A 21,833-nucleotide genomic window follows, 5' to 3' on the forward strand; every position below is an offset into this window, starting at 1 on the left:
AAAATGCCGGCGAATACGTAAACTTTCTTATGCGTTATCCGACTTTACAAACGATTTGAACAAAACGTTCAAATGGTCATAAAAGCACTGCCGGAATACATCACCTTTGTGAAACTGGATCAAGCAGCCGTTAACACGGCCTCTGGCATCCAATCGATCACAAGGAAACATTGTCTGGATTGACGTCTCTTGACGCACACCGTCACTCTCTTGATCCCGTCGGGCAGCTTTCCTGCCCATACGGCGGTCGACCACCCCCCTGCGGTTTTCGCAATGCGCTTCGCGACCGGTTTTATGCTTCCGGCATAATGATCCAGCTGAAGACGAATGGTGCCGCTACCGCGGATCCGAGAGGCGAGTAGTAGGCTGCCGACATCCCTTATGCGCTTTCTTGAACGGAAACATTCTTAATAATCCCGCCAAGCTTGATCCCTTCCGCCAGAATCGAATAATCTCCGGACTTGCTGGCTTCCCCGCTTCTCTTCATCTCCATGCCGTCGCACAGCCAAAAGCTGGTCGGCGGCATCGGATTGTCATTTCCTCCGCCGGCAGAGAGCGGAGAGTACGAGCCGTTTTGCTTTTTGCGCGTATTCTCCGTTACGGCTTCCGAAGCGATGGTAGCCGATACCCCGGCAGCAAAGCTTACTTCATCTGGCCATCCGTCCAATGTGACACCGCTTACATTATTGGAAGCGCGTTTAACCTTTCCTTTCCATTGCCCAGCAACATCGAGTACCAAACTCCCCGCGATCGAGCCGAACCCTAATTCGAAGCGGGCGCCTTTCCTAGTACTGACAGCAAGCGCTTTAAGCTCCGCTTCACGCCCTTATCCTCTCCTCATGATTCATGATTCATGATTCATGATTCGTGCATCCGATCCAACCATACATGCAGAGCCGCTTCGAAAAGATTCTAATCTGGCCGCTCGAATCATTTCCCCATGCCGACAGCCCCCTTCCCTTTCAATTTCCCCTCAGACGATGGTTAAATTCCCCACTGCTCCCTATATTCCTGAGGCGTCACCCGGTTCTGCTTTTTGAAAAACCGGATAAACGAATGCGAGGAATTGTAGCCAAGGGACGCGGCAATCTCATGCACTTTCAAATGGCTGATTTGCAGCAGCTCCTTCGCCCTCCGGTCGCGGTATTCCGTCAAATACTCCGACAGACCGCTGCCTGTGATCTGCTTATAGAGCCGCGACAAATACGACGGGTTCAAGTGCACGTGATCCGCGATATGAATAAGCGAAATATCCGTCGAAATGTTGCCGGCGATATATTCGTGAACCTTGCGGACGATATCGTTCGTGCTCGCTTCCTGCTCGCTCTTGCTCCATGCGAAAATATGATAAGCCAGCTGAAGGAAATAATGATTCCAGTCGGCCCAAGGCACATCGTCGTCGAAAACGACGAGCTTCTCCCATTCGATCCGCCCGCCCAGCTCCTTCTCCAGCTCGTATTTGTTTACGAAGGTCAGGAACATGTAAGCCAGAGCGTGATACAGCTCGACCTTCTGGAGGCGGGACACCGTTTCATCCGAAAAAAGAGGCGCAAGCTCCTCATACAACCGGTAAAACTCGTCTTCGCTGCCGTTCTCCAGCCCATGCAGCAGCAGCGGTATTTTGCTCTGGAGCTGTACGTTTCGCTTTCTTGCGGAAGGTACCGGATGCGTCTGCTCCTGCAAGGAACCGCTTTGCTCCGTCAGCAGCGATCCTTTGCGCCCTCCCAAGCCGCGCACCAGCATGAATTTTAAGGAATGGAACCGGTCGGACAGCTCCGGCCATGCCGCAGGCTGGCTGCTTAGCACGAAGGATACGGACAATTTCAACAGCTCCTGGCACTTTCGCTGAATTCTCTCTAGCACGCCGTTGACATCGTGGAACGTTTTTTCCCAATCTTCGTTCTCCGTAGCCTTCGGCTGCAAAACCCACACCATCTTGGACGATTCATAGACGAGAGACAGCATCTGAGCGGACTCGGCTAAAAATTCCTCGGCGATATTTTGCACGGCATAAATGATGAGCGCTTTATCGGGCGCTTTCGTGATTTCCTTCCAGTCGTCCACCCGGCAGATCAGCAGAAACACGGGATACTTCGCTCGGAAAGGCAGTCGGATATTGCCGAAGTGCTCCGCCAGCTCTTCGGGCTCCACCTTTTTGCCTTGCAGCAGCGACCATACGTAGTCCTTCTGCAAGGTCGGCAGCGCCAGCTTCATATGCGCCTCTGCCTTCTCGATCAGCCGTCTCTCGTCATCCTCCTTATCAAGAAACTGGATGGCTTTCTCCACGCAGTGGACGATTTTCTCGTCGCCCTCCGTCTTTAGAATGTACTCCAGTCCGCCGAGCGACATCGCGTTCTGTACGTAATGAAAATCGTTATGGCTCGTCAGCAGGATCACTTTGCACGCCGGCCATTTGCCGCGAATGTCGCGCAGCAGCTCGATTCCGTCCATTCCGGGCATCAGGATGTCGGACAACACGATGTCGATCCGATGCTTCTTCATCAGCTCAAGCGCCTCGAAGCCGGAGTATGCTTTATACACCTCCAGTTGCAAATGCGTTTCCTTCGCGAACTGCTCCGCCAAGCCGTCCGTAATGATCGGCAAATCGTCCACAATCAGCAGTCGGTACAAAGTCATTCCCCTCCTTCCTTCAAAGACAACCGGATCGCTGTGCGAAGTCCGCCGAGCTCGGAGCGCGACATCAGGAGCCCGTACTCGGAGCCGTACTTGATCTGAATGCGCCGGTGAACATTGATTAGACCCGTCGTATCCTCGATCGATTGGGCGGATCGGCTCAGCTTCCGGTTCAAGCTCTCCAGATCGTCGTCCGTTAAGTTGCCGCCGCTGTCTTCCATGTAGATCGTCAGCTCGTCGCCGTCGTAGTCCATATGAATCCACAGCTTGCCGCCGCCCAGCATATGGGATACGGCATGCTTATACATGTTCTCGACGATCGGCTGGAGGATAAGCCGCGGTACTCTTCGCTTCGCGTAAGCCGGATCCAGCTCGTCGAACTGCACCTGTATTCTCGATCCGTAGCACACCTTCTGAATGTCGACATACGTGCCCGCGTGCTTCATTTCCGTCTGCAGCGGCACCTCGTCGGAATCGTCCCTCGTAATGTATTGAAAATAATCGCCGACATACTGGCAGAACCGGTAAGAGAGCTCCAAATCCTCCGATTTGATCAGTCGGCACAGCACGAAGAAGCAATTGTACAGGAAATGCGGATTGATTTGCGATTGCAGCCTTTTGAGCTCGGAGCGCTGGCTGTGAATCTTCTCTTCGTAATTTTCGCGGATGAGCGTCTTCAGATGGATCGCCGTTTCGTTGTAGGCCGTATAGAGGTAGCCGAATTCGTCGTGCCGCTTGACGTTCCCGATCGGTTCGATATCGCCGTTTCGCATGCGCCTGAACGCGCCGATCAGTCCTTTGAGCGGACTGTGGATCATCCGGTAGATCGACATGGAGAAGAAGAGGACGATGAAGACCGAAAGCACCGAAACGCCGAGAATCCACATTTGATATTTGCCGATGGGTCCGGTAATATGGCTCTCCGGAACGTAGCTGACCAAATAGCTTTCGAGCGCATCCGAATACGTGTAGGAAACGAGGTAAGGCATGCCGCCGAACCGCAGCGTATCGTATCCCGCCCGCATATCTTGCATCGACGGATCGCTCAAATAGCTACGAATAGCGGAGAGGATCGAGTCGTCCGTTTCGCTTGAAACGGTCCAGTTCTGCTTCACGTTCAGGAGCGCCGCATTCCCGCGAGGCAAGCTGATCATCCCGCTGAGCGACTGCTTGAGCTTCCCGACCGACATCTCTACGCCGACCAGGAACAACGGCTTACGGCCCGCGATAAGCGGGTACTGCATACCGACGAACAGCCGGTCATTCCAGTACGTCAACGCTTTGCCATGCGTGCTGTCCAGCTTCAGGGCGTTGAATTCGTCCGCATCGACCGACGTATCGATGGTCGCGCTGAGTATCGTTCTTTCGATCAGCGGGATATAAGCTCTCACTTCCTGAATGTAGTGGCTGTTGTATTTGATCAGATTCAAGCGCCGCTGAATCGCGACGATATTGTCAATTTTCTCGTAATCGCTTATAAAATTACCCGCGGTGCTTAGCGCCATCAGGTCCTTATCCACGACATACTCCGGAAGCACCCGAAGCACCCGCTCGACTTCCAGCTGCAGCATGTTCAAATAGAAATCGTTCCGGCTCGCCAGCGATTGCGAAATTTCTTTGCGAATGCTGTCCGCACCTTTCTCGTTGATGACGAGCGTCAGCAAATAGAGCGGCGCGAGCACCGCGACGAACGTCAGCATCAGCTTGGCGAAAATCGTTTGACGGTTTTGCTTCAGCGCATTCCGAATTCCCATGAGTAGTCCCCCTGCTTGGAGCGTGTCGATGTCGGTTCCTTATCCCTATCGCTCTCTATCACACTCTATCATACAAGCCGGGAACCGAATCGCCTATTATTCCTTCACGCTGCCGAGCACGATACCCTTGATGAAAAACCGCTGAAGGAACGGGTAAACCATCAAGATAGGAAAAGATGCCACGAAAATTTGCGCCGCCGTGCTCGTTCGATCCGAAATCATCCTCAGCAGCTCCAAATCCTCCGTACGGAGAAATCGGGTATCTTTCATGATCACGATCGTTTGCAGAAACGTCTGGAGCGGATAATGCTCCGGCCTGTTCATCAGAATGAGACCGTCGAACCAACTGTTCCAATGCGCCACCATCGTAAACAAGCCGACCGTCGCCAAAGCCGGTTTGGACAAAGGCACGTAGATGCTCCACAGCGTACGGAAATGTCCCGCTCCGTCCATTCTCGCCGACTCGTCCAGCTCCTTAGGAAGTCCCCGGTAAAAATTCAGCAGCAAAATGATGTTGAATACCGCAAGCGCCCCAGGCAGCACGAGCGCCCATATCGTGTCCATCAAGCCGAGCGTCTTGATCGTGATAAACCAGGGTATCAGACCGCCGCCAAACAGAATCGTGAATACGAAAAACCATGTATACAGCGTCCGGAACTGAAAGGCACGCGGTTCCTTCGAAAGCGGGTAAGCCGTTATTACGGTAATGACTAAGCTGATCGAAGTGCCGAGAACGAGCCGCTGCGCCGAGATCCAGAACGCATTCAAATATTGCGGCTTGTTCAAAATATTGCGGTAAGCCGCCGTATTGAAATCCACGGGCCACAAGCTGACTTCTCCCGCCGATGCGGCCGAGCCCGAGCTGAACGATAAAGCGAGAATATGAACCAAAGGAAGAATGCACAAGACGGAGAGGGCGGTCAGAAACGTATAGTTGACTGCCAGAAACACTCTTCTTCCCGCGGTTGGACGTGATGTCAAGCTGATCTCCCCTCTTTCCGGGAACTCCGTAAAGCCGCGCAAGCATGTAAAGCGTCTGCCCTGCCGCTTACGCGGAGCCCCTCTATATCTTTTTTAGAAAATGCGGTAGCCTGCATAGCGGTAAGCCATGAAATAAGACACCGATAAAAGGATGAACGAAACGACCGATTTCATAAGCCCTACCGCCGTGGCCAGGCCGTATTGCACCTTCTCGATGCCCATGCGGTAAACGAACGTATCGATGATGTCGCCGCTCTCGTAAACCGGCGGGCTGTACAAATTGAAAATTTGCTCGAAGCCTGCGTTCAAAATATTGCCTATGCTAAGCGTAGCCATGAGCACGATAATCGGCATCATGCCGGGCAGCGTAATATGCCACGTTTGCTTCCAGCGGTTCGCTCCGTCCATCTCGGCCGCTTCGTACAAGGATGGATTGATGCTTGTAAGAGCCGCCAAATAGACGATCGTGCCGAAGCCGAATTCCTTCCAAATATCCGAAACGACGAGCGTGATCGGAAACCAGCCGTTGCTTGCAAGAAAGTAAACCGGGTCGATGCCGAACAGCTTCAAAGCCTGATTCACGATACCGGTCGAAGGCGATAAAATATCGATCAGAATGCCGCCGAGCAGCACCCATGAAAGGAAATGCGGCAAATAGACGAGCGTTTGTACGGTCCGTTTGAACGCCGCTATGCGCAGCTCGTTCAACAGTATAGCGATCGTGATCGGAACGAAAAGCCCGCCGGCGATTTTGAGTAAAGCGATGTAGATCGTATTGAACATGACCCGGCCTATGTCGGGATAATTGAACATCATTTCAAAATTGCTCCAGCCGACCCAAGGCGATCCGAAAATGCCCTTCGTCGGGATAAATCGTTCGAAGGCGATCAGAATGCCCGCCATCGGCACATAGCTGAATATAACGGCTAGCACGACCCCCGGCACCAGCAGGAGATGAAGCGGCCATTCCTTGGCAAATCTCTTGATGATCACAGCGGACCTCCTCTACACTCCCCATAATTGCTGTCCTCCGCAGTTGCGAGCGAAGGTTTCCTGCATTCGGGCGAGTTTCCGAAACAGATGATTTCTCTATGGCACTGCATAGGATGTAAAACATGGGGGCTTTTGCGAATACCTTTTGCGAAAAGCCCCATCCCCTTGCTGCCCTCTACTTTTTAGCTGATTTGGCGTACAATTTGTTGACTTCTTCCGTCATTGCATCGCCGCCGATTTTCTTCCAATCCGCTACGAATTTGTCGAATTCGTCGATCGGGAGCTGGTTCATGATGATTTTGATGTAAATTTCGTTCATCTTCGTCTCGAGCACCGGCTTTTTCTCCGTCATCACGGGACCCGGAGCGCCGGTGTAGCCGTTGATTTGATACCTTTTATCCTTCAAATATCCGCTCATGATCGAGAAGGAGCCGCCCTGACCGGAGATCGCCCACTCGCCCCACTGGGTAAGATCGCCGCCCAAATATTTCATTACCTTGTTGTAACGGTCGAGCTGATCCGCGTCGCCTTGCACCAACGATTGATCCTTCGCTTGAATCGCTTTCGGCAACACATCGCCGTTTCTTACGTTCTGATCCTGGGAGAACACGCGAATCGGATTAAGCAGCCAGTAACCTTGAGCATCGGCGTTGCTCAGCAAATACGTTTTCTTGTCTTGATCCGTCGGTTTGGTCAACACTTGAACCCACTTGTTCAGGAGCTTGATGACCGCTTCCGGATTTTTGGCTTTCTTGGAAACGACCCAGTAGCCGTCGACGCCCAGTTCGGCTTGCGTCATAGCCGGCTTGTCGTCTATCGAGACGATCGGATAAGGGACCCAGTTTTGCACGAGCTTGCCGTCTTTGACCGCATTGTCCAGCAGCGGGTAAACGCTGAGCCAGAATGGGCCGTACACGACGCCGATTTTGTTCGAGGCCACCAGCTCGTTCTCTTTCACCATATCTTTAACGGCGAATTCCGGATCGATCTGGCCCGCTTTATACATGTCCTGCAGCTGCTTGAGAGCGGCCTTCATTTCAGGCTGAACGCTTCCAAATACAAGCTTCCCGGAGGCGTCTTTGACCCATTGACCCGGATAGGCATGGAAGCCGTTAAAAAATCCCGTAATGGCAAAGGCATCTGCCGCGGCATCGATAAATACGTTCTTCGTCAGCGGAAGACCGTATGATTTGCCGGTTCCGCCCGGATCCTGTTTCGTAAAGGCCTCGGTTATTTTCAAAAGCTCCTGCATCGTTTTCGGCTGGGCAAGTCCGAGTTTATCCAGCCAGTCTTTCCGGATCCATATTTCCGAGGCGGCATTGTAAGGACTGTTCGTCGCCGGAATGGCAAGAAGCTTTCCGCCTTGCTTCGCGGATTCCATTTGCAGGCCGCCGTCGCCTGTTAAATACGCTTTCGTTTCCGGGGATGCCGTTTTTTCGTATATGGCGTTCAAATCCATCAGCATGTCGGCTTCGATCAGCTGCTGAAACTGATTCGCGTTGACGAACATCAAATCCGGGATATCGTTCGAGGAAATGCTCATTTGCAGTTTTTGCTGGTACTGCGAGCTATCCGCCACCCACAAGTTTTTGATTTTGATGCCCAGTTCTTTTTCGTACGCATCGGAAACGGCGTTTTTGTCCACCGATTCGCCGTTAAGGAACTTGATAGCTCCGGATTGCTCCCGGACCATCGTGACTTCAACCGTTTTGGCGCTCTCATTGCCGGCCGTTGCCGCAGGCGAGCTGCTCTTCGCCGGATCGGGCGCTTTCTCCTTCGTTTCGTTGCTGCTGCACGCCGCTAACAGCGCCGGAACCAACATACAGGATAATGCCGCTTTGCTCACACGCTTCATACTCTAACGCCCCCTGGTCATGTAGTATTAAAACGCTTTCATTCGAATGGGATTTTGTGTCAGTTAGCTTCACTTTGTAAGTAAATCTATCTGACACATTCCTTCCTCTTATCTTCATTATAGGCAACGCATGTTTCTGGCTCTATACACTTGACTTGACATTCATGGACTTTTGTTTACGAGATTTGACGATGCATTAGCATTTGCCGATCCTTGCGATCGGAGCAAACCCGCCCCGTTCTATTGCACGGTTCTGTGCAGCACCATGAGGGATAAAGGCGCTACTCTGCAGTTAACGAGCGTACCGCTTCCCGTGCTTCGCAAGACCGTATTTCGCCCTTCCGGCTCCGTTCGGCTGTATTGTTTCCAGCTGTCCCCGCTTACATCCGCACCGGCAAATTCCATGCTCTCTACCTCGTCCAACGAATGGTTCGCAATGGCGATCGTATGCTTGTCTTCCGAACGGAACTCATATACGGACACATGCGGACAATAGCTGCGGATCATGAGCGGAGCGCTTTCTGCAAGCTGCAGCAGGAACTCTTGGATAACGGCGCGCCGGATCGGGTTGAGCAGCGCGGCTTGCGCATGGTAGCCCGAGTAAGGCAGAACGAACACGCTTCCGTTTACGACCGTCATGCCCGTGCATAGGACCTCGCCGCTCACGCTATGAATATTCGAGACGACGGCTGCCGCTCCCTGCTCGTAACTCACATCCAAGCAGCGTCCCATGCTGAGATAAGGCCTCAACCGCCCGGCTTGAATGCCGGCGTATTGGCGATCGCCTTGGATTTGTTCGTACGCCTGAACGTTCCGCCATTCCGCCTGCAGCGCCCCGCATAACGAACCCAGCCCCATTTCGCACAGCGTCCTAACCGCTTCTCCCTCCAGCAGAACGGCATGCTCGGCGAACAGTTTGCGTATTTCTTCCTCGCCGTAATTGCGCAGCACTTGTCCCGACAAGGCTACGACGCTTCCTTTGCCGCTCGCCTTCGACGTATACCGGTTTGCCACGCCGAACGCGGACAGAAGGCTGCTCCAGAACGTTTCCCGCGGATACATCTCTTCCATCGAAGAGCCTTTCGACGTATGCAAATGATAGGAGGATTGCTCGTTCACAAGCACTTGCACCCCCGACAAAGCTTGAACGCGAAGCTGCAATGCCGCTACCGCCTGCAAGAAAGGCTTCTCCTCGCCGAGCCACTCCTCGGCGCGTTCTTCCGGATAAATGCCGTTGCCGGCCATGTCGATGATATTCAGCGTAATGCCGCGGCTCCCAAGCAATAGGGACGTCTCCAACTGGTATTTCTGAAAGCCGGCGGATTTGGAGAAAAGCGTATACGGCACATTTTCCAACTCCGGGAATGCCTCCGTCTCTGCCGGAAGGAACGCTGCCGTCAAAGCCGCCGCATGCAAATCCCAGGCGTACTGCATACCCGACGCTTCCCTATACGCCGGCAAGTGCGGACGGACGATCGCGGATCCCGGACGTTTGCCGTCGAAAGCGCCGAATAGACCGTGCCAATCCCTGCCTTCCGCGGCATGCACGATCGGCGAGCTCGTCATGAGGCCGATCCGGGTTTCCGGCGATACGCGGTGTACCGCCTCCGCTATTTCTTTGGCCAGCTCCGGCATCGTCCGTCTGCAGGAATCCAGCCATATTTTCCTGTATCCGTGCGGATCGCCCCGCTTAAGCATTCCTTGAACGAAGTCCTCCCGCTCTAGCGAAGGAACGCCGGCTTGACGGGCAAACTCGCGCAGATGCGTCTCGCAGAAACAGCCTCCCCATGCAAGCGGCTCGTGGTTATGGAAGCGGAAATCGTCCTCCACCCACAGCGAGTACGGGCGAACCGTCGCATAGAACGCGTACATATCCTTTATATAGCGGCGCCACTCGGGACAAAGCGGACATACCGCAACCGACGAGCGCTTTCCGTTTGGATCCGTCATCAGCCGAAAATGCTGGCCTTCCAGCAGCGAATTGGCGGCGGAATCATGAATGAGCGAATTCAGCGGATTGACCGAGGCGGTCACGCCGTAAGGAGCAAGCTTATGCTTGGCTCGCGTGATCGTCTCCAGCCATGGCTCGACCTCCGCCTGCGTCATGTGGCGCAAATTCATCGGATCGATGAAAAACATGACATCGTCGATACCCGCCGAACGGCAAAACGCGATAAGCTCTTCCAGCCGCTCCTCTTCCAAATGACCCGGCTGCAGCACGAAGCGCAGCATGTAACGATAGGTTGTCATCCCGATTCCTCCTCAGGCCGTTTCGATGAACTCGGCAATAAATTGCAGGTATACCTTGACCGTAAGGTCAAGCTCTTGCATTTCCACATATTCCACATCACCGTGAGCGGTGCGAAAATCCGGCCCGTGACAAAGCGCGGGAACGCCCAAAGAGCGGGCAAAAATGCCGGCATCCGTCACGACCTTCTTGCCTGTGGCCGGACAATCGATGCCCCTGACGGCTGAGACGGCGCGGCGCAGCGCGAGAACGGCCGGACTTTTTTTGTCGATCCGGTAGCCGTCCCTTACTTTCTTCATATCCAGCCGAATCCTTACGCCGTAGCTTGCGGCAATCGCATCAAGCCCGCTTCTCATCGCGCGCTCCACGTCCTCGTACGTTTCCGCCGGATCGTAGCGCCTCACGCCCGTTAGAGCCGCTTCTTTCGGAAGCTGGTTATAGAACTGCCCGCTCTCGATCGCCCCCACGAAGAAGGATGCATACCCGATATCCTCGATTTCCGTCAGCTCCAGTTCGCGGTTCCATTCGTCAAGCCGGCGGACGATCGCGGCCGCGACCGTTATCGGATGCGGCGTGCCGGTCGGCGCAGACAATTGATGGCAAGGCTCCCCGCCGCGGTCGATCGCGATTTCGAAGGTGGCCGAGCCAAGCTGGGCCACGGTGCAATCCGTCGTAGCGCCTTCCATGACGACGACCGCGTCCGCCTGCAGCGGCACTTTCTCCATCAGGGCGATCAGGTCCTCGCCTCGTCCGCCCGGACTCTCGTGCAGGCTGTTCGCGACCACAACCAGCCGGCCGGGCAGCTTAGTCTTTGTTTCCTGCAAGCAGCGCAGCACCTCCAGGATGCAGGCGAGCGAGCCTTTCATATCGCAGGCTCCCCTCCCGTACACGCGCCCGTCCCGTACCTCCGGCGCATCATGGGCAAGCGGCACGACGTCCATGTGGCCGTTGAACAGGATCGCCGGACCCCCGTTGTCCTCTCCGTAAACCGCGACAAGCGTCGGATTGTTCGGAATAAATTCGTAGCGCCGCACCGTACAGCCGGCTTCCTTCAACATTTGCTCATAGCGGTCGGCTAAACGCCTCGTATCGCCGGTTGCGCTTTCAATCGAGACGAGCTCAAGCGTATCCTGCACGACGCGATGTACATCCACCTGCTCCGTCATTCGGGAAAGTGACATCGAAGTACGCCTTCTTTCTCTTAGTATTGATTGACCGATTCTAGGTTGTTTCTGTCAATAGAGGACGGAATCTCGCCGAGTCGGCGCGTTCTTTCCTTGCCGATTGTCTCTTGCCAATTGCCTAAAAAGCCGCCTCCCGGTTTCCGCCTAACGTCGCTCCCATACCCGGCAAAATCCCCCGCAAACGCTCTCCCGGACGTTTTAGACGACCCTAGAGACTCCTATTCCCTGCGAAACAGGGCAATTGCGCCGATTAGACGACGTCAAAGACTCCTATTCCGAGTAAAATCCCCCGCTGACGCACTGCCGGACGTTTTAGACGACCCTAGAGACTCCTATTTCCTCCGAAACGTACAAAATGCGCCGATTAGACGACGTCAAAGACTCCTATTCCGAGTAAAATCCCCCACTGACGCACTGCCGGACGTTTTAGACGACGCCAGAGACTCCTATTTCCTGCGAAACAGGGCAAACGCGCCGATTAGACGACGTCAAAGACTCCTATTCCGCTGAATATTCACCAGGCTGTGATTGCTCAACCCTGAGCCCGTAAAAAGCAAGCATCGGCATCTGCGTCACCGTGTCGATCGGCAACAATGCCGCCGGATTCGCTTCGTAAGCGCCATGGACTACGGTCCGACCTTCTGCCGTTCTTGGCAGCTCCAGTTCAATCCGGTCTTTGCCTGCGATCCGCCAGCTTGAGATCGGCATGATGCCGTTCCGGTCCTCAATGGAAAATACGAGCTCCCGCGGGCCGATAGCGAACAGCTCTCCGGCGACATCCGTAAACGTCAACCTAACCGTTTTCTTGCCATCCGCAGGATCGGGGCCGAATTTCGCTTCCTTCACGCTCGGAGCCCGGTACGCCATCGGTTTGCCGTATATGCCGGCAAGCGCCGCTCTGGCCGAACGCTCGCCAATCACCAAATTGCCCGCCGGGCTGTTGTGGATCGTATCCGATAACGGACAATCCAGCGCCGGCACGACAAACACATTAGGGATCTGCGCAGCGGCCGTCCGCTGCGCTTCGCGAACGATGCCCCAGCAGCGATTCCCTTCTTCCCCGTCCGCATATGCTGCGTATCGGTTCAACTGCACCGTCAGCACGGGAAGTTCGGCATCGCCCAAGTCGTCTCGCCAATGTTGCACCACGCGCGTAAACCTTTCCAGATAGGTGCCCGCATGGCCGGCATCGCAGTCGCTGCACCCTTGATACCACAGCACGCCTTTCACGCGTCCGCCCGCCGACTCGATTACGGTCATCATATTGCGGTATAGATCGCCAATTTCGTCAGGGTTCCACCGTTCCAGCGGTGACCCTCCCAGCGCGGTTTGAAGAAGCCCGATCGGTATTCCCGTCTCCTTCTTGACCAGCCTCGCGAATGCCAGATAAGGAGAATGGCCCGGATTAACGGGCTCTCCATTCAACGGCTGCACCGATTCCGTCGATTCGTTGAAAGGATGCGTGGCCATGTCCCAGCGTCCGCTGTGGCGCAGCAAATGAATGCCAGGCTCCGGCGGATCGCTAACGGGTCCTCTGCCATACCCCGCCGCATTACTTTGTCCCGCGATCACCCAGATGTCGCCGACGCCGATATGATGAATCATGTCTCCGCGCGTCGCGAGCTCCATCTGTTGCTCGGCGAACAGCATCAGGCACGTTTCGACCCGGTACAAGCCGCCTGCAGGAATACCCGAAAGGACGGCGCTCCACTTCTCCTCGCCGCTCATCGAACAGGGCTGCCACGGAACGATCATACCGCCTTCGTCTTCTCTTACGACGCGAGCATATACACGGGCATTGACCGATTCGATAGCGCCGGCCCCGCTTTTCTTGGACCAAAATCCCTTCACCGCAATGGTCCCGAAGCCTTCCCGCTGCTGAATAATGGCCCAGTGCTGCGGCCCTTCGGTTATGTGAACGCCGAATCGTGCGATTGACATTGGCGCCTCCATTCTCTCCCCGCGCGACGAGGGGGGGAACAAATTTAAGCTTCTTCTGCCCTAACTTGGCGGGCTGAAGCCTACCTTCCCGGCCATTCCGGTCAAGTGCACTTCATTACTAGGAATAGCCCACTGCCGGGCTGGAAACTACCTCACTCCATACCCCGGCCATTCCGGCCGATTACACTTCGAGCTGCCTTATCAGCCCACGGGCTGGATCTATCCGAATCCCTACCCCCGGCCAACAATCGGCGGGACGAACGCCGCCTCTTCCTTGCTGTTCGGACGCAGCACGTCCAGGTCGCAGCCTTCCGGCGCCTGCAGCGTATGCTCCGCGAACAAACGCGGATAGCCGCGCTTGTGCTGCGCTTCCGGCGGCTGCCACGCCGCGAGCCTTGCGGCAATCTCGCTGTCCTCGAGCATCAGGCTTATCGTCGCCGCCTCGATGTCCAGCTCGATCCAGTCGCCGTTCCTCACGATCGCGAGCGGCCCTCCGATCGCGGCCTCAGGCGCGGCATGCAGGATGACGGCGCCATAGCTCGTGCCGCTCATTCGCGCGTCGCTGATCCGCACCATATCGCGCACGCCTTGCTTCAGCAGCTTCGCCGGGATCGGAATGGAGCCCCATTCGGGCATTCCTATCGCCACCGGTCCGCAGTACTTGAGCACGAGCACATGCTCCTCTGTTACCTCAAGATCGTCGCTGTCGATCCGCGCCAGCATGTCCGAGTAGCTCTCGAAGACGACGGCCTGCCCGCGATGCTTGAACAAATGCGGAGAGACGGCCGACTTTTTGATAACCGCGCCCTGCGGCGCCAAATTCCCTTTCAAAATGCCCAGTCCCGCACGCTCCTTGAACGGAGCCTCGAGACAGGCAATGACTTCCGCGGTCGACTCGTACTCCGGCTGCTCCGAGCCGTAAATGCGGCCGATCGTTTCGCCCGTGCATCCCAGGCAATCCCGGTCGAGCAGCGGCAGCAGCCTGTGGATAACGCGCTGCAAGCCTCCCGCTTTATGAAAATCGTCCATGCTGTAAGCCCCGCTCGGCTGCAGGTTGACGATCAGAGGTACGTCTTCGGTCAGCTCCGCATAACGCTCGATCGGAATGCGGATGCCGAATCTGCCCGCAATGGCGGTCAAATGAATCGCCGCATTCGTCGAGCCGCCCATCGCCGCGAGCAGCTTGATCGCATTGTGGAATGCCTCTTCGGTCATTAAACGGGATGGAGTAAGGTTTGTCCGCACCATCTCGACGATTCGCATGCCGGTCGCTTCCGCCGCTATTTTGCGTCTGGCGTCGGTAGCCGGAATGCTCGACGTCCCCGGCAGCATCATGCCGAGCATCTCGGACAAGCTCTTCATCGTAGAAGCCGATCCCATCACCGGGCAGCCGCCCAGCGTACAGGAGATGGACTGCTCCAGCTCCCGCCATTCCTCTTCGGAAAGCAGTCCCGCTTTATAGTCGTCCGAATACTTCCACAGGTCCGTCCCGTAATTGACCGTCCGGCCGCGAAAGCTGCCGGACGACCGGTGACCCGCCGCTAATTGCAAAGCCGGCAGGTCGCAGCTTGCCGCCGCCATCAGCTGGCCCGGCGCCGTTTTATCGCATTCGCATAGGAGCACGACCCCGTCGATCGGCTGAGAACGCACGCTTTCCTCGAGATCCATCGCGAGCAGATTGCGGTATAGCAGATCGGACGGCTTCATAAAATCGGACGGCGTCGAGATCGTATGCAGTTCGATCGGATAGCCTCCGGCGAGCAGCACGCCTTTTTTGACGTATTCCACAAGCTCCTTATGCGGATAGTTGCAGCTGTTGAAGTCGTTCCACGCGTTGAAAATACCGATAATCGGCTTGCCGGCGAACGTCTCCGGATTATGTCCCATCGCCCGCATCGCGGAACGATGCTGGAAGGTTAGTTCCGCATTCTCATTATTGAACCACTCGCTGCTGCGTAGCTTCATGACTCTCCCCTTTCGCTCCTGCTTCATTGCTGTAGTGTCATTCGCACTTTCCCAGTCTGAACCCGCCCCGTAACCGGGAGAAAGCACCTTTCATCATTTGCCGGGAAGCTCTCAAATCTACCTCCCGTCTGCCAATGCCGCCGTACGGCGGAAAAACAAAAAAACACCCGCAACACCGCATCGCGCCTTGCAAACGGCGGAATGACGGCTGCTTGAGTGTATTATAGGTTCGAACGACGAGGCTTCTCTATAACCTTGTCTTTACTTTCATGCACAATCCTTTACCACATTTGCGCCGTTAGGAGCGGCATGTTGCCTGGTGATTTCTCCGTTTCACCTGCGTGCCGGTCCGCAGCATAAAGCCGTATCTTGTACGAAACGCAGCAGGTTTTCCTGCATCGCCGCCCTCTTCGCGTCAAGTCGCGTCGCCCGGCATTCCGGTGCGCAGCCGGCTTTCGCCATCCCGGTATTCGCCTGGGGTCAAGCCCGTCTGTTCCTTGAACAGCTTGATGAAATAATGTCCCGTTTTGAAGCCGACTTTCTCGCCGATTTCATAGATTTTCAGATCGGTATCCACCAGCAGCGCCTTAGCCCGGTCAATGCGCAGCGCGTTTATATAATCAAGCAGGGAGATGCCTTTGTCCTTCTTAAACACCCGTCCGATATACGTCGTGCTCAGGTCGAACGTTTCGGACAACAACGTCATCGATAAATCGGGATTGGCGTAATGCGTTTGAACGAAGCTTGAAATCTTACCGGCCCAGCCGCTCACCTCGACCGTCGTTTGGCGGCTGTAATAACCGGAAATACTATCGATCAGCCTGTGAAACCAAGCTTTGACGGCCGGCCAATTGTTTAAACGAAGCAATTCCTCGTATACATGGCGGTCATCCCCGAGCAGCTCCTTCCTGGCTCCCGGATCCGCATCCAGTACCGTGATCACCGTATGCAGCAGCTTGACCAGCTGCTCTTGAACCCTTGCAGGGTCGGGATAATGCTGAAGCGGCGCAAGAAACGCTTCCGCGCATTCCCAGGCTTGCTCCCCGCTTCCCGTTATGAGCAAATTCGGAATTTTGTCGCTGTCCAGCTTCAGCTGCCGAAGCGGCGGAACTTCTCCCGTACCGGCTCTTTCCTGAATATTCATGATGATGCCGGTGCCGAGACTGATCTTATACTTGAACAAATCGCAAATCTGCTCGAAGCAGCGGCCAACTTCCAGCAAACCCCCGCCGCTTTTGCCGACGCCGCAGGATACAGCAACCGCCAGCCGGTTCTCCGCCTGTTCCTGCATCTCCTTGCACAGCGCGAAGGCAAACTGGTTAAACTCCCCGTCCTCCATATCCGTAGCGACGAATGCAGCCGCCCAGCGGTCTTTCCCCACCTCCACCATGCATAGCGGCGACCTTGGCAAATCCAGATTTTCGAACAGGTCCAAAAACAGAAGGCGTACCGCCTGCTGCTCCTCGCTTTTACCGTGCGGCGGGAAATCCAGCTCCATCACGACGAGTCCAAGCGTCTCTTTCTCTATAGGAAGGGCGAGCAGCGCGAGCTGTTCTTCGATCGCGGACACGGACGTATATTGGCCCGTAAACAGCCGGAAGAAAAACCTGTCCTTGATCTGCGGCAGAAACTTGCGATACGTTTGGCTCAGCTGTTTATTTTCGGTAAGCATCGTTTCGACGGAGAAACGGATCGACTCCAGTTCTTCCCGTAAGGGTGCGGGCTTCTCCCCTGTCTGCTCGCCGGATAACATCCTCTTGATGCCGGCAACGGCAAGGCCGAGCGGCCCGTACAAGTATTGAGACAGAAAACGGGCCACCGCCAGGCTGAGGAGGAACCAGACCACATTGCCGGCGATAATGACGAGCTTGAACATGTATTCCGTACGAAACCATTCCCGTTCAGGCGCGACTTTGACAATCATGCCTCCGAATGATTGAATTTCTTTATGCAGGCGAAGCATGGTTTTCCCGTTATTATCGAATCGCTCCGCAGCTGCTTCATTCGCGGCTTCGCTAGCAAGAGGCGGCGCAGACGACGCGAACAGTCCCGAGAACGGACGATCCAGGTAAGGGAGGGGCCGCAGTACAAGCCCCTGATCGTTGACGAAATATAGGCTGCGGTCCTCCCAGTCCATATCCGTCGTTTGATCGATAAGGACGCCGATATCCACGTTGATCAGCATCATGCTCGTCTTGTTGAGCGAATAATACGGCATTCTTATCCCTATGCTGGATAGAACGCTTTCCGAGCTTCCGGAATCGGGACTGGCAACCGTAGGCATAATTTCTAGAGACTGACGCGACGTCCGAAAAACGTCCCGCCATTTCGGATCGACGCTCACCCGGAAGCCGGAAGTAGACGGATCAAGGACGGATAACGCTTGATCCGCATTTTCGTGCAGGAAGACGATGGACCGGATATACGGGTTGGATAACCGGATTTCGTCAAGCTTATTGATCAGACGCAGCGTTTCCACCTGCCCGGCATGGGGGAATTGAGCGGCCAATTCGTTCAATTCCCCGTCCGATCCGTAAGCGCCGGCCTTCTCCAGTATTTGCTCGTACGCCATGCGGATCTGTTTCTCGTATTGGTCAAGAATGAGCTGCTCGGTTTGCAGCTTCTGGCCGATCGCCTTCGTAACATTTTTTTGATATAAAATGACGCTGAACACGATGCTGGGAAGAACAAGGCTGGCAAATACAACGAAATAGAACCTTTGCGGCAACCTGACTTTCATGATTCTCCCCCCTCCAGTGCAAACGGTTTCAAATTTGACTTCATACTACTACAGCCCCTTTCTTTTTTCAATCTTCCAGTTTAAGGAATAGCAGGAATCGCGTAATTTTGTTATCCGGTCAAAAAGTTTGTATGTACACATCCGAAAATCCCCATGTAGGATGGGGGTGTCAATCGTAACAAACCAATCAAGCCACTACACAGCAGGGGGAGATGCAATGGTTCAAAAGGGAAAGAAAGCGCTAACAGGAGCCGCGGCCGTTTTATTGACGCTGACCGCAGCGGCCGGCTGCTCCAATACGGATGCGCCATCCGGTTCGAAACCGTCCGATTCGGGCGCCGGCAACGATTTCGGGAAAATAGTTTTGGTGCAAAAAGCGATTTACAACAAGTCCGGCGTCCAGAAAGTTGCGGATTACATTAAGAAAGAAAGCGGCGTCTCCATCGAAAGCGTCTATGCGGACGATACGCCGACCAAATTCAACCTCATGATTACGTCGAAGGAGCCGGTGGATGCCATCCTGCTCGACCGCAACAACTATTTGAAAGCGCTGAACAAAGGCCTCCTGATGCCGCTGGACGAATTTCTGGACAAATACGGGCCGACGATCAAACAAAAGGTGAATCCGAATTTGTGGAAGTGGTCGAAGGGCAGCGACGGCAAAATATACGGCATTCCAAGCGAAAGCATCGCTTCGCCTTACACGCCGATGATCCGCACGGACTGGCTCAAAGCAGTCAATCTGCCCTTGCCCAAAACGATCGGCGAATTCGAGCAAGCGCTTCAAGCGATCAAGAAAGCAAGTCCCTCCAAGAAGCAGAACCAGGAGCTTTATCCGCTGTTTATCGGGCCTACCCAGACGGACGAAGCGTTCTTGGGCGCTTTCCTGCCGAAAGGCATGTCCTGGTGGAAAAACGCGGACAACACGTATTTGCCCCCGGAGATGGCTCCCGAATACAAAACGTATTTGGAAACGCTGCAGCGATGGTATAAGGAGAAGCTGATCCATCCCGAATCGTTTATCGTCATGTCCAAGGGCAAGCTGAACGATTTCGTCACGCAGGACTTGGTCGCGGCTACGGCCGGCTGGTATTCGCAGCCGTTCGTCGGCGAGTTCGACAAGCTTCTCGCGCTCGCTCCGGATGCCAATTACGACGCCGCTCCGCTAAGCGGAAGCTTCGACAACGGCCTTATGAAGATTGAGGTCCCGAACAATATGATGGCCATCAGCGCCACTTCCAAAAATCCGGAAAGCGTCGTACGCATCGTCGAATGGATCGCCAAAACCCGCGAAAACATGATCGTATCGCGCATCGGGCTGCCCGGCATGATGTACGAGTATTCGAACAAAGACAAGTATGAAATCAAGACGCTCGCGGCTCCGGACCCGAATGCGGCCTTCACGCCGGGAACGTTCGAATTTCTGGACTTTCAGCCGCAGCCCGATACGACGGAAGTGAATACGAATAATCCCCGGACGCTCCTTTACTACAAAACCTGGAAGACGCTAAGCCCGGTCAAAAAGTACGCCACGCTCGATACCGAGCTCGCACTGGATGAAGCCGGACTCGCTTCGACGGTCAAGTACAAAGCGACGCTCGACACCGCCAAGCAGGAGCAGTTCATCCGCATCGTGACCGGAGAAAAGCCGGTTTCCGATTGGGACGCCTTCCTCGCCGGCTGGCGCAAAATGGGCATGGACGAGATTATCAAGGAAAAGAATGAACTGTACCGAAAAGCGGGGAAATAAACGCATGCGAGGGCCGGACACATGATTTTAACGATGAGAAGATATAGCGCTTTTTACCTGATGGCGATTCCCGGCCTGCTCTATTACTTTATTTTTCACTATTTGCCTATGGCGGGCGTATTGATCGCTTTTCAAGATTATTCGCCGCTTCTCGGGATCAAAGGCGTATTTACGTCCCCGTGGGTCGGGCTGCAGCACTTCGAAACGTTTTTCAGCTCGCCCTATTTTATTCGTATTTTACAAAATACGGTCATCATCAGCGGGTTAAAGCTGCTTTTCGGCTTTCCCGCTCCCGTTCTGCTCGCGCTCCTGCTGAACGAGCTGCGCGGCCGAATCGTCAAGCGGTTCGTGCAGACGATCTCTTACCTGCCGCATTTTCTTTCCTGGGTCGTCGTTGCCGGCATGATGATTCTGCTGATGTCGCCTTCGCTCGGCATCGCGAACCCGATCCTCGAACGGCTCGGCTTTGACGGAAACGCCAATCTGCTCGGATCGTCCGGCACGTTCCGTACCGTGCTCGTGGCAAGCAGCGTCTGGAAGGAAATCGGCTGGAACAGCATCATTTATTTGGCCGCCATCAGCGGAATCAATCCCCAGCTCTACGAAGCGGCCGAAATGGACGGCGCCTCCCGCTGGAAACAAGTCCGGCACATTACGATTCCAAGCCTGCGCCATGTAATGAGCATCCTGTTTATATTACAGGTCGGCCATTTGCTCGACGCCGGGTTCGAACAGGTGTTTCTTCTCTATTCTCCTGCCGTTTACGCGGTCGGCGACATTATCGATACGTATGTGTACCGGGAAGGACTTATCGGGCTGAACTATAGCTTCGCGTCCGCAGTAGGCCTTTTCAAGTCCGTCATCGCGATGATCCTGATCTTGTCGGCAAACCGCCTGGCGAAGCGTTTGGAGGCGGAAGGCTTATGGTAAGCAGAATATCCCAAGTTTTCATAAGCGCGGCATTGCTGGCTTTGACGGTCAGCATCCTATTCCCTTTCCTCTATTTGCTTGCCGTATCGCTTACGAATGAAACGCAGCTAACCAACATGGCTTTATCGAAGCTGTCGCTCGAATCTTACCGGATCTTACTGGCATCCAACGACCAGCTGCTGAGGGCATTCGGCATGTCCGTCATTCGCACGGCGCTCGGAACCTTACTCAATATGGCCTGCTCCGTGCTTCTGGCATACAGTCTTTCCAAACCGGCCATGCCGGGGCGTAAAGGTCTGACGATCTACATGATCGCAACCATGGTGTTTTCCGGCGGACTGATTCCGGTTTACATGATCGTCACCTCGCTCGGGCTAAACAATACGATTTGGTCCATGGTGCTCCCTACGCTGGTCAGCGCGTACAACGTGATATTGCTTCGCAACTTTTTCATGGACGTTCCGGCAGCGCTTGAGGAATCCGCCAAAATCGACGGGGCATCCGACTGGCTCGTTCTGGGCCGGATCATCCTGCCCCTATCGAAGCCGGTGCTGGCGACCATTACGCTGTTCTATGCGGTTTATCACTGGAATGAATGGTTCCAGATCATGCTTTACGTCGGGAATCCCAAGCTGTGGACCATCCAGGTATTCCTGCGGAACCTGATCATGGAGAGCACGCAGATGGACAACATGATGCAGGTCGGCAGCGAGCTGATGAGCGTATCGCCCGAATCGATCAAGATGGCGACGATCCTAGTCGTGACCATCCCCGTTGCGGCGGTTTACCCGTTCGTCCAAAAATATTTCGTCAGCGGCATCCAGCTCGGGGCCGTTAAAGAGTAATGCCAAGACGCAA

The 21,833-nt window shown here is 54.8% G+C and carries 14 protein-coding genes; 3 read left to right on the forward strand and 11 right to left on the reverse strand.

All coding sequences use genetic code 11. The features are described 5' to 3' along the window. Positions 1 to 379: 379 nt before the first annotated feature. The 11 genes from ACKGJP_RS28000 to ACKGJP_RS28050 all read right to left on the reverse strand — a co-directional run bounded on the left by ACKGJP_RS28000 (position 380) and on the right by ACKGJP_RS28050 (position 18,295). Positions 380 to 667 carry a hypothetical protein gene (locus ACKGJP_RS28000; protein ID WP_409342066.1) on the reverse strand — a complete coding sequence of 96 codons (288 nt, stop codon included), beginning with the start codon at positions 665 to 667 and terminating at the stop codon, positions 380 to 382. Positions 668 to 984: 317 nt separating this feature from the next. Next, a complete protein-coding gene (locus ACKGJP_RS28005) occupies positions 985 to 2,637 on the reverse strand; it encodes a response regulator (protein ID WP_409342067.1) in 1,653 nt (550 codons plus the stop codon). After that, entirely contained in the window at positions 2,634 to 4,388 is a 1,755-nt protein-coding gene (locus tag ACKGJP_RS28010; protein ID WP_409342068.1) for a sensor histidine kinase, read from the reverse strand. Before ACKGJP_RS28010 ends, ACKGJP_RS28005 begins: the two co-directional genes overlap by 4 nt. A gap of 96 nt (positions 4,389 to 4,484) precedes the next feature. Further along, positions 4,485 to 5,369 (reverse strand): carbohydrate ABC transporter permease, encoded by an 885-nt coding sequence (locus ACKGJP_RS28015; RefSeq protein WP_409342069.1) that lies wholly within the window; start codon positions 5,367 to 5,369, stop codon positions 4,485 to 4,487. 93 nt (positions 5,370 to 5,462) lie between these two features. Next, on the reverse strand, positions 5,463 to 6,362 hold the full coding sequence (locus ACKGJP_RS28020; protein ID WP_409342070.1) for an ABC transporter permease: 900 nt from the start codon (positions 6,360 to 6,362) through the stop codon (positions 5,463 to 5,465). Positions 6,363 to 6,537: 175 nt separating this feature from the next. Next, on the reverse strand, positions 6,538 to 8,217 hold the full coding sequence (locus ACKGJP_RS28025; protein WP_409342071.1) for an extracellular solute-binding protein: 1,680 nt from the start codon (positions 8,215 to 8,217) through the stop codon (positions 6,538 to 6,540). 240 nt (positions 8,218 to 8,457) lie between these two features. Next, entirely contained in the window at positions 8,458 to 10,467 is a 2,010-nt protein-coding gene (locus ACKGJP_RS28030; RefSeq protein WP_409342072.1) for a hypothetical protein, read from the reverse strand. Between the two features lie 12 nt (positions 10,468 to 10,479). After that, positions 10,480 to 11,646 (reverse strand): M20 family metallopeptidase, encoded by a 1,167-nt coding sequence (locus ACKGJP_RS28035; RefSeq protein WP_409342073.1) that lies wholly within the window; start codon positions 11,644 to 11,646, stop codon positions 10,480 to 10,482. Positions 11,647 to 12,147: 501 nt separating this feature from the next. Further along, a complete protein-coding gene (locus tag ACKGJP_RS28040; RefSeq protein WP_409342074.1) occupies positions 12,148 to 13,590 on the reverse strand; it encodes a sialate O-acetylesterase in 1,443 nt (480 codons plus the stop codon). Positions 13,591 to 13,821: 231 nt separating this feature from the next. Further along, the gene (locus tag ACKGJP_RS28045; protein ID WP_409342075.1) at positions 13,822 to 15,555 is read right to left on the reverse strand and encodes a dihydroxy-acid dehydratase; all 1,734 of its coding nucleotides are present in this window, start codon (positions 15,553 to 15,555) and stop codon (positions 13,822 to 13,824) included. Positions 15,556 to 15,970: 415 nt separating this feature from the next. Further along, positions 15,971 to 18,295, reverse strand: coding sequence for an AraC family transcriptional regulator (locus ACKGJP_RS28050; RefSeq protein ID WP_409342076.1), 2,325 nt, complete (start codon positions 18,293 to 18,295; stop codon positions 15,971 to 15,973). A 217-nt stretch (positions 18,296 to 18,512) separates the two neighbouring features. Here ACKGJP_RS28050 and ACKGJP_RS28055 point away from each other — a divergent pair, with 217 nt between their 5' ends. From ACKGJP_RS28055 to ACKGJP_RS28065, 3 genes are read left to right on the forward strand one after another with little or no spacing between them, the layout of a single operon-like run. Beyond that, positions 18,513 to 20,045: an extracellular solute-binding protein gene (locus ACKGJP_RS28055; RefSeq protein WP_409342077.1), complete on the forward strand. Its 1,533-nt coding sequence runs from the start codon at positions 18,513 to 18,515 to the stop codon at positions 20,043 to 20,045. A gap of 21 nt (positions 20,046 to 20,066) precedes the next feature. Further along, positions 20,067 to 20,975: an ABC transporter permease gene (locus tag ACKGJP_RS28060; protein ID WP_409342078.1), complete on the forward strand. Its 909-nt coding sequence runs from the start codon at positions 20,067 to 20,069 to the stop codon at positions 20,973 to 20,975. Then, positions 20,969 to 21,820, forward strand: coding sequence for a carbohydrate ABC transporter permease (locus tag ACKGJP_RS28065; RefSeq protein ID WP_409342079.1), 852 nt, complete (start codon positions 20,969 to 20,971; stop codon positions 21,818 to 21,820). The genes ACKGJP_RS28060 and ACKGJP_RS28065 overlap by 7 nt, the downstream gene beginning before the upstream one ends. The last annotated feature ends 13 nt before the right edge of the window (positions 21,821 to 21,833 follow it).

This window comes from Paenibacillus litoralis, assembly GCF_046244365.1.
Lineage (GTDB): Bacteria > Bacillota > Bacilli > Paenibacillales > NBRC-103111 > Paenibacillus_V.